The following is a 5,420-nucleotide window of genomic DNA, read 5'->3' on the forward strand; positions in this document are numbered from 1 at the left end:
CCGACATGACGGGCGGATCGAGCCCGGCCGCCCGGGCGGCGACCACCGCCCGGCCGCGCGGCCAGTCGAGCCCGGCCTCCGTCCGTACCCCGAGGTCGGCCCGCAGATCCGCCTCGCCCAGCGCGATGCCCCGCACGGCGGGATGGGCCCCGGCGATGGAGTAGGCGTGCTCGACCGCCAGCGCCGACTCCAGCAGCGGATACAGGGGCACACCCGGTGCCAGCTCCACCACATGGTGCACGGACGCGGCGTGCGTGATCTTCGGCAGCCGCATCCCGGCGAGCCCCGGCAGCCCCGCCAGCGCCTTCACGTCCTCCTCGCCCCGCACCCGCACGTGCACCGGCACCGCCGCCGGGTCCGTGGTGACCGGATCCGCGAGGAGCTCAGCCGTCGCCGCCCGCGCGTACTCCTTGCGGTCCCGTGCCACCGCGTCCTCGAGGTCGACGATCACCACGTCCGCGCCCGAGCCGAGGGCCTTGCGCACCACGTCCGGCCGGTCCCCGGGTACGTACAACCAGGTCAGCGCGCCCGGCCGCGGGCTCACCCCGCCCGCGCTCACCGCGCGCCCTCCGCCCGGAGGGCGGCGACCGCCGACGCCGGCAGGCCCAGCTCCGCCAGGATCTCGTCCGTGTCCGCCCCGTGCGGCCGGCCCGCCCAGCGGACCGCCCCGGGCGTCTGCGACAGCCGGAAGAGCACGTTCTGCATCCTCAGCGGCCCCAGCTCCGGATCGTCGACCTCGGTGATCGTCCCCAGCGCCCGGTACTGGGGGTCCTCCATCACGTCCCGGACGTCCTGGACGGGCGCGACGGCCGCTTCCGCCTTCTCGAACGCGGAGACCACGTCCTCCCGGGTGCGCCGGGCGATCCAGTGGCCCACGGCCTCGTCGAGTTCGTCGGCGTGCTCGGCGCGCGTGGTCCCGGCCGCGAACCACGGCTCCTCCGCCAGCTCCGGGCGGCCCACCAGCCGCATGACGCGCTCGGCCACGGACTGCGCCGAGGTCGAGACGGCCACCCAGTGACCGTCGCAGGTGCGGTAGGTGTTGCGCGGGGCGTTGTTCAGGGAGCGGTTGCCGGTGCGGGGCTGGACATGGCCGAGCTGGTCGTACCAGAGCGACTGGGGCCCCATCACCATCAGGATCGGCTCGATGATCGCCATGTCGACCACCTGCCCGAGCCCCGTGAGGCCGCGCCCCGCCAGGGCCGTCATCACCGCGTACGCAGTGGCGAGGGCCGCGATCGAGTCGGCGAGCCCGAAGGGTGGCAGCGTGGGTGGTCCGTCCGGCTCACCGGTGACGGCGGCGAAGCCGCTCATCGCCTCGGCGAGCGTCCCGAAGCCCGGCCGGTGCGCGTACGGGCCGAACTGGCCGAAGCCCGTGACCCTGGCCAGCACCAGGCGGGGATTGACCGCGCGCAGTTCCTCCCAGCCGACGCCCCAGCGCTCCAGGGTCCCGGGCCGGAAGTTCTCGACGATCACATCGGTCTCCCGGGCCAGGCGCAGCAGCACGTCCCGCCCGCCGGGGCTGGACAGGTCGAGCGTCAGGGTCCGTTTGTTGCGGCCGAGGAGCTTCCACCACAGGCCGATGCCGTCCTTCGCGGGTCCGTGCCCGCGTGAGGGGTCGGGCCTGCGCGGATGCTCGACCTTGATCACTTCGGCCCCGAAGTCGCCCAGCATGGTCGCCGCGAGCGGCCCGGCGAACAGGGTGGCGAGGTCCAGCACCCGCAGGCCGGAGAGGGCGGCTGTCGTCGTGCTCATGCGGCATCGATCTCGCTTCGGTAGGGCATCGACGTCGAGGCGCCCGGCTTCTGCACGCACAGTGCGGCGGCCGACGACGCCCACGCCAGGGCCTCGGGGACGGAACGGCCCTCGCCGAGCGCCACGGCGAGCGTGCCGACGAAGGTGTCCCCGGCGCCGGTCGTGTCGACGGCCGTGACCTCGGGGGCGGGGAACAGGACCTGCTCGCCGCCCCTGGCGGCGTACAGGCAGCCCTCGCGGCCGAGCGTGACCACGACCTGCGGGACCCTCCGCAGGAGCACCTGCGCCGCCGCGTGCGGGTCCTCGCACCCGGAGAGGGCCGCGGCCTCGTGCTCGTTCGGCACCAGCAGATCGACGCAGTCGAGGAGCCCGGCGGGAAGGGGCTGTGCGGGGGAGGGGGTCAGGATCGTCCGCACCCCCCGTGCCCGGGCGCTCCGGGCGCCCTCCAGGACCGCGGAGAGCGGCAGCTCCAGCTGGAGCAGCAACAGGTCGGCCGCGGCGATGGCCGCGTGCTCCCCCGGGCCGAGTCCGGTCACGGTGCCGTTGGCGCCCGGGATCACCACGATCGCGTTGGTGCCCTCGTCGTCGACGACGATGTGCGCGGTTCCGCTGGGGCCGGCGGCGGTGTGCAGCAGGTCCGTGTCCACGCCCGCGTGTTCCAGGTTCATCCGGAGCCGCGAACCGTACTCGTCCGTCCCGACGGCTCCGATCATCACCACGTCACCGCCCGCCCGCGCGGCGGCGACGGCCTGGTTGGCGCCCTTCCCACCGGGTACGGTCCGCAACTCCCGTCCGGTGACGGTCTCCCCGCGCGCGGGCGCCCGGGCGACGCAGGCGACGAGGTCCATGTTGGTGCTGCCGAGCACCGCGATCGCGGTCATGAGCGGCGTACCTCCTGGTAGGTCAGTTCGGCGAGGGTGTCGAAGCCGACGGCGTCGAAACCGGGTACGGACGTGGCGAGGCGGTTCTTGAGGGGGGCGGTCCAGCGGTCGGGCAGTGCGGAGGGCCGTCCCGCCAGGAGGCCGGTGAGCGATCCGGCCGTCGCGCCGTTGGAGTCGGTGTCCCAGCCTCCGGACACCACGCGGCACACGGAGCGGCCGAAGTCGCCGTCCGCGTGGGTGAGGGCGGCGGCCAGCAGGGCCGCGTTGGGCAGGACGTGCACCCAGTGGTGGGTGGCGGCGTAGGCGGCGTGGAGCCGGTCCACGACCACGTCGAAGTCCGCTTCACCGCGGGCGGTCCCGATGCCCAGGCGCACGGCTCGCGCGTATCGGGAGCGCGGGGGCACCACGCGCAGTCCGGCCGCCAGGCAGCCGTGTACGTCCGTCCCGCCGCCGGCCGCCTCGGCGAGCGCCGCGGCCGTGAACATCGCCCCGTACACCCCGTTGGCCGTGTGGGTGAGCACCGCGTCCCGGTGGGCCTGTTCGGCCGCCGCCCCCGGGTCGCCGGGGTGCGTCCAGCCGTGCACGTCGGCTCTGATCTGCGCGCCGATCCACTCACGGAACGGATTGCGGTGGCGGGCGCAGTCCGGCGGCTCGAAACCGTCGAGGAGGTTGCGGTAGGCGATGCGCTCGGCGGTGAAGACGCGGCCCGCCGGCACCTCGTCGAGCCAGAGCCGGGCCAGGTCCGAGGTGCTGAATCCGGGCCCGTACCGCTGGAGCAGCCGCAGGGTCAGCAGCGGGTGGTCGAGGTCGTCGTCCTCCGGCATGCCGTCGATGTTCTCGGCGAGGGAGGTGGCTGCCGAGCGGCGGTTCCACGGGTAGGCGGCGGTGAGTGCGGCGGGCAGTCCCCGTGCCGTGAACCAGGTGGTGAGCGGCCAGTTGCCGGTGGCGCGGGCGAGGGCGCGGATGCCGGCGAGCGGCAGCTTCTCGACGGGCTTGCCGAGCAGGCAGCCCGCGGCCCGGCCGAGCCAGGCGGCGTGCAGGCGTTCGGGCCCGAGGGCCACGGGACGGGTGGGGGCCGCCGGCCAGTGCGGACAGGCGGCCCGGATCGCGGGCAGAGCGGTCGGCTCGTCGTCCGCCGAGGGGCTCTCCAGCCGTCCCAGTTCGTCGAGCAGCTGCTCGGCCAGCGCGCGCGGGCCACGCGGTGCGGGAGGCAGTGAGGCACCCGCGCGCTCCGGGGCGGGGCCGCCGCCCGCCGCGTACCAGCGCTCCTCGATGTCCCCCGTGTCCCGGCCGTCCTGTGCCGCCTGCCGCAGTTCGTGCCCCACCAGGTCCTCGGGCTGGACCCACGTCAGCCGCAGGGTCACCGCTCGCCCGCCAGGGCGGCGAACGCCGCCTCGTGCGAGCGGCGCCGGGCGGTGTCCCGCACGAAGACCTCCCGGGCGACCTCCGCGAGGGTGCGTGCCGGGGCGTGCAGGTCGAGGCGGCTGGCCTCGGCCACCGTCCTCACCCAGGCCGCGGGGATCGTCGCCTCGCCGTGGAGCGCGCCCGCGAGGGCGCCGGTCATGGTGGCGATCGAGTCGCAGTCGCGCCCGTAGTTGACCGCGCCGAGCACCGAGCGCCGGTAGTCGCCCCCGCCGACGAGCAGCATGCCCAGCGCGACGGGCAGTTCCTCGACGGAGTGCAGACGGGAGGGCCGGCGGGCGCCGAGCGAGGGATCGCGGTAGTGCGGGCCGACGGTGTCGAACGGGGCCACCGCGGCGCGCAGCGGACCCAGCGCGGACTCGAAGTCGGCGTGACGCTCCGCCGTCTCGCACACCGCCTCGATCGCCGAGCGGGTGCCGTCCTTGGCGAGCGCCAGGCAGGTCCCGACGACGGAGGCGGGAGTGGCGCCGGGGGCGCAGGCGGCGGCGACGCCCGCGGCGAGCACCCCGGCCGCCTCCCGCCCGTAGGAGGACTGGTGGGCCCCCGCCACATCCAGGGCCTCCGCGTAGGCGGCCTCCGGGTGGGCCGCGTTCACCAGCCCGACCGGGGCCATGTACATGGCCGCCCCGCAGTTGACGATGTTCCCGCTCCCCGCCTCCCGCGGGTCGGCGTGCCCGTAGTGCAACCGCGTGACGATCCACTTCTCGGCGAGGAAGATCCGTTGCAGCGGAAGTGCCTCGGCCTCCAGCTCCGGGATCCAGCGGGGGCGCGACATCAGGTCCGGGACGAGATGGTCCGCCACCGCGTACGCGTCGAGGTGGTCGCGGACGGTGCCGTAGACGCGGACCAGCGCATGGGTCATCAGGGTGTCGTCGGTGACGTGCCCGTCGCCCTTGTGGTACGGGGCGATGGGGCGCGCGGTCCGCCAGTCGTCCCCGTGCCAGGGGCCGACGACGCCGGTCACCCGGCCACCGTGGCGTTCGGCGATCTGCTCCGGGGACCAGCCTTCGACGGGCCCGCCCAGCGCGTCGCCGACGGCCGCGCCGACGAGTGCGCCGGTGATGCGGTCATCGAGGGTGAGTGCCGTGGTGGTCGGGCCGGCCGCGCTGGGCGCGGGCATAGTGGGTGTCATGTCGGAATTGTCCACCCGGCGTGGCCGGTTCCGTGGCTGCCAGGAGTCCGGCGAGTTCCATCAGGTCCGTGCCGGCGAACCGGGGCAGCGCACACCCCGCAAGGATCCGGCAGGCCTCCCGCCAGCCCGGCGGCACGGTGCCGATCCCGCCGAGCGCGCCCGTCAGCGCCCCGGCGAGGGCGGGCGCGGAGTCGGCGACCCGGGACAGGCAGGCCGCCGCGGGGACCGCCTGG

The 5,420-nt window shown here is 75.4% G+C and carries 5 protein-coding genes and 1 pseudogene; all 6 read right to left on the bottom strand.

What is annotated here, in order from left to right:
* Nucleotides 1-544 (bottom strand): aldolase/citrate lyase family protein (locus tag ABZ371_RS28285; protein ID WP_358684748.1); only part of this gene is annotated, 544 nt, incomplete at its 3' end.
* An 11-nt stretch (nt 545-555) separates the two neighbouring features.
* Nucleotides 556-1,752, bottom strand: a complete 1,197-nt coding sequence (locus ABZ371_RS28290) for a CoA transferase (RefSeq protein WP_358684737.1) — start codon at nt 1,750-1,752, stop codon at nt 556-558.
* A complete protein-coding gene (gene rbsK / locus ABZ371_RS28295; RefSeq protein WP_358684740.1) occupies nt 1,749-2,633 on the bottom strand; it encodes a ribokinase in 885 nt (294 codons plus the stop codon). The genes ABZ371_RS28290 and rbsK overlap by 4 nt, the downstream gene beginning before the upstream one ends.
* On the bottom strand, nt 2,630-3,997 hold the full coding sequence (locus ABZ371_RS28300) for an ADP-ribosylglycohydrolase family protein (RefSeq protein WP_358684743.1): 1,368 nt from the start codon (nt 3,995-3,997) through the stop codon (nt 2,630-2,632). Before ABZ371_RS28300 ends, rbsK begins: the two co-directional genes overlap by 4 nt.
* Nucleotides 3,994-5,187, bottom strand: coding sequence for an ADP-ribosylglycohydrolase family protein (locus ABZ371_RS28305; RefSeq protein ID WP_358684746.1), 1,194 nt, complete (start codon nt 5,185-5,187; stop codon nt 3,994-3,996). The genes ABZ371_RS28300 and ABZ371_RS28305 overlap by 4 nt, the downstream gene beginning before the upstream one ends.
* Nucleotides 5,123-5,420 (bottom strand): annotated as a pseudogene (locus ABZ371_RS28310) (ADP-ribosylglycohydrolase family protein); the annotation flags it as partial. The pseudogene ABZ371_RS28310 and the gene ABZ371_RS28305, both read right to left, overlap by 65 nt.

This window comes from Streptomyces sp. NPDC005899, assembly GCF_040629645.1.
In the GTDB taxonomy this organism is placed as follows: Bacteria; Actinomycetota; Actinomycetes; order Streptomycetales; family Streptomycetaceae; genus Streptomyces.